Source organism: Planktosalinus sp., assembly GCF_059864935.1.
The window spans coordinates 1-3,782 of the sequence record NZ_JCBCCK010000495.1 but is presented as its reverse complement, the minus strand read 5'-3'; the positions used below and the strand labels follow the sequence as shown (position 1 = coordinate 3,782).

The following is a 3,782-nucleotide window of genomic DNA, read 5'->3' as shown; positions in this document are numbered from 1 at the left end:
AGCTTAGAGACTCAAATCGATGTTTCAAACTTTGCGTCAGGTCCTTACTTGATTCAAGTAACCACTTCAACCGGAAAGACAGGTATCTTCAGGTTGATTAAAAAATAACCTTTCATTAGGTTACAATTTTAAATTCATTTTAATAAAGAAGCTGTCCGAAAGGGCAGCTTTTTTTCTGGAATAAATTTTATGGGCCATGTTTTAACTGTTGATGTTATATATATTAACAAGTCATCTTGTGTTGATGTTATGAAAAATATCACTACTTGTGGTGGAAATGTTGTTTAGCTGTACGCCCGCTATAGCACAGGTACAGGTTTTTTCAGGTCATCTAAACAGGTGGGCCGGGTATCTTGAACTTAGAAAAAATAACCTAAATACTTGGATATTAATAATTCATCCTATATATTTAATACGCTTTTAGTGAATATATTAAACATAACCTAAAACCGTTCTGTCATGAAAAATTTCTATTTTCTGTTTGCCTGTATGTTCTCATTGAGCCTACAGGCTCAAATTTCCATTGATTTTGACAATATGACCCCGGGCAATGTGAGCCCGCAATCGCCTTATATCGAAATGTGGCCGCCCAACCCACTGACGGATGCACAGGTTACCGGACAGGAATTTTACTCCTCGCCTTATTCCATGCAGTTGCGAAACAACAATACCGATGATGTGGTGGTCAATTTGGGAAATAAAAATTCCGGGCTATGGGTGGTAACATGGCAAATGTATGTCACTACAGGCAATACCGGCTACTGGAATATACAAGAATACGAAAGTGCCACCCCCTCACAATGGAACGGTGAATTTCATGTGGGAAGCACTACTAGCGGTTCGGCCGGTAACATTACACATACACAAACAAATTCTACTGTGCCGTTTCCTCACGACGTCTGGTTTGAAATTGAAATCACCGTTAATTTAGATACACATAAAATTACCGTTTTGGTTGATGGAAACAGTCTCCTTCAAGACGCAGACTACGAAGACAATAACGGTGTCACCGGGAACCAACTTGGCGCCATAAATTTTTATTCTGTTGATACCAACAATAACTACTTTGTGGATGATTTTGAACTGTATGAAATTTGCGAAGACCCTCAAATTGCCGATACCAATACCTATCCGTACATTTGTGAGGGAGAATCATCCATAATAACAGTTTCGCATAACGGTCAAGAAGTGTACTGGTATGACGATGAAATTGGGAGTAATCTTTTGGGTACCGGAAGTCCTTTTAACACAGGACCTCTTTATGAAACGACCTCATTTTGGGTCGAGTCACAAAATGAAACCGGAGCCGGAGTTGTTTGTTCTTCAGTACGCGAAGAGGTTGTTGTTGTTGTTTTGGCACCCGATGCTCCGCTTGGAGACCCCAATCAGGTGTTTGTACCCGGAGAGACATTAGCCGATTTAGATGTAACAGGATCTAACCTCACTTGGTATGCCAATAGCGGGGGAACAATAGTGCTGCCCGATACAACACCTCTGGTTCACGACACTACTTACTACGTGAGCCAATCTGATCAAGATTGTGAAAGTGAGTTCCTTGCCATTCACGTTACCGAGGCCCTCAGCAATTCAGAGTTTGATATGCAGTTATTATCGATTTACCCCAATCCGGTACAAGATATTTTGCATATCGATTCGGGAATATCAATTGACTTGTTGAAAATATTTTCCATTTCCGGACAGCAGTTGGAAGTTAAAAATACAACCGCTAGCGAAGCCGAATGGAATGTTTCCCAACTCCCAGCCGGACTCTACTTTGTGGAGATTACATCGGGTAACAGCCGCATAGTAAAACGTTTTGTGAAAAAATAAAACGGCTGTGGAAGAAATCTGGCTGTAACTTACCAAAAGATATGGTGTGGGACAACTCTTTTTGACACAAACCCTTATCAGGGTTATTGATATGTACCCCGGGCAGATTGAACAAGCCTCAGGGCAGTCTTTGTTGAAATTTGAATGATAAAGTTTGTCAAACTAAATACTCATAAATAATGCACACCTATTTCTTAACAATTGGTTTTGTTCTTACAACCTGTTTCCTGAATCCACTGTCGGCACAAAACTTTACAGGTGAGTTCGTTAAAAAAACTACTTATTACCCAAAAAATAATTCTATTAATATCGATTCAATCGCAAATTCAAATTATGGTGATGTTTCCCTCTATACCATAAAACCGGGCTATTACAAATCACAGTATTATAAAAATAATGAACCCGGATATTCGTATACCTATCACGCCGAAACCCAACTGATGTATGACGACCATCCCGATAAAAACTACATCACTTACCGAGACTCAAAAAGAGGGGGTAATTTTACTTATGAAGAACCGGTCATATATCGGGACAGCACTATTATTGTATTGGGCTACACCTGTTATTTGGTCATTCAACAAACTTCTTTTGGATTAACCAAAAGCTACTACAGTGATGATGTAAGGGTTGACTACGGAAGCTTTAAGGACCACGAAGTTGGCAATTGGCACAATAAATTGAAGTATACAGATGGAGCCATACCCCTGAAGACCATAGTGGAATATGAAGACTATTACACCGTAACCGAAACGCTTGAAGTGAATGCTATGGAATTGAGCAAAGACGCATTCAAACTACCTGAAAACAAAAAAGTCGTGGCTTCTTTCTCTGCTTTGGATGAAAGGGTCACACTGGTTCAACCCACGCCGGAAGTCATAGAATGTTACCACAACATGCTGCGTGATAATAATCAGCTTATTAATACGAGCAACTTAAAGACCATTCACACTAGGTTTATTGTTACTGAAACAGGTGAAATTACCGATGTGGATGTCTATGAAAAAGACCATGTCGGCCTGTATAAAAAAGCCATAGCATTTATTCAAAACTGTGGCATTGCTTTTACTCCCGGTAAAATTAAAGGCAAGGTCGTCGCCTCTGAAGTGTACTTTCCGATTGAATTTAATTAAGTATGCCAGACTATTAAATATTTGATGATTTGGGATCAACCAAACTTTAACACTTAAGCGTCTCCTTACTATACACTTATCTGTTATTTTTGCAACCGATTAAAATTAACAAAACCAAGACAATGATCTTAAGATTGATTATATGCCTGCTGTGCTTTTCACCACTTCTTAACTCACAATCCGCAGGTTCACCCGATAATACATTTGGCACCAACGGCAAAATTGCCCATACACTCACCATAAACGGACTGCTCCATGGGGTTGCCATATACGACTTCCACATGCTACCCGGGGAAAAGATACTGGCGGTAGGCATAGCTAAAAACGGCTGTTCTAGTACTTCTAACGATTTTGGTATTGTTTTCCGCCTGAACAACGACGGCACTCTAGATACCAGCTTTAACAATACCGGTTACAGACTGTTTCACAATTATTACTTTTTGTCCATCATTCCAGTTAATAACAATACTTTTTTTGTAATTGAAAACAACCACCTGCTCAAAATAAACGGTCAAGGTGAACCTGATGTCACTTTTGGCTCAAACGGTTTTCTATCTTTAGATATGCAGGCCTACAAAGGGCTATTTACCCATGACGGAAAAATTATAGTAGGTGGGAGAAAAAGGAACACTATGTTTGAATGGGAACTTACTGTTCAACAAATCAATTTCGATGGAACCCTCGATTCCGGTTTTGCTAACAATGGCACTTTCACCATACCTCATGTGAGTGGTTCCGGAACATCATTCGGCGGTATGCATATCGACAGTCAAAATCGCATACTTCTCGTAGGCCGCCGTCAGGTCTCCAATGACACAG

Annotated in this window: 4 protein-coding genes; all 4 read left to right on the top strand. The window is 39.9% G+C overall.

Translation table 11 applies throughout. The features are described 5' to 3' along the window. Positions 1-15 precede the first annotated feature (15 nt). Positions 16-108 (top strand): hypothetical protein, encoded by a 93-nt coding sequence (locus tag AC6F75_RS14340; protein ID WP_500715252.1) that lies wholly within the window; start codon positions 16-18, stop codon positions 106-108. Between the two features lie 351 nt (positions 109-459). Next, positions 460-1,830 (top strand): Ig-like domain-containing protein, encoded by a 1,371-nt coding sequence (locus AC6F75_RS14335; protein WP_500715771.1) that lies wholly within the window; start codon positions 460-462, stop codon positions 1,828-1,830. 179 nt (positions 1,831-2,009) lie between these two features. Continuing rightward, entirely contained in the window at positions 2,010-2,963 is a 954-nt protein-coding gene (locus AC6F75_RS14330; protein WP_500715770.1) for an energy transducer TonB, read from the top strand. Between the two features lie 122 nt (positions 2,964-3,085). Beyond that, on the top strand, positions 3,086-3,782 hold a 697-nt coding region (locus AC6F75_RS14325; RefSeq protein ID WP_500715769.1), incomplete at its 3' end, for an NHL repeat-containing protein.

Excerpts from the sequence above, each read along its gene's own strand:
- AC6F75_RS14335 (WP_500715771.1), top strand. The coding sequence starts at position 460 with ATGAAAAATTTCTATTTTCTGTTTGCCTGTATGTTCTCATTGAGCCTA.
- AC6F75_RS14330 (WP_500715770.1), top strand. The coding sequence starts at position 2,010 with ATGCACACCTATTTCTTAACAATTGGTTTTGTTCTTACAACCTGTTTC.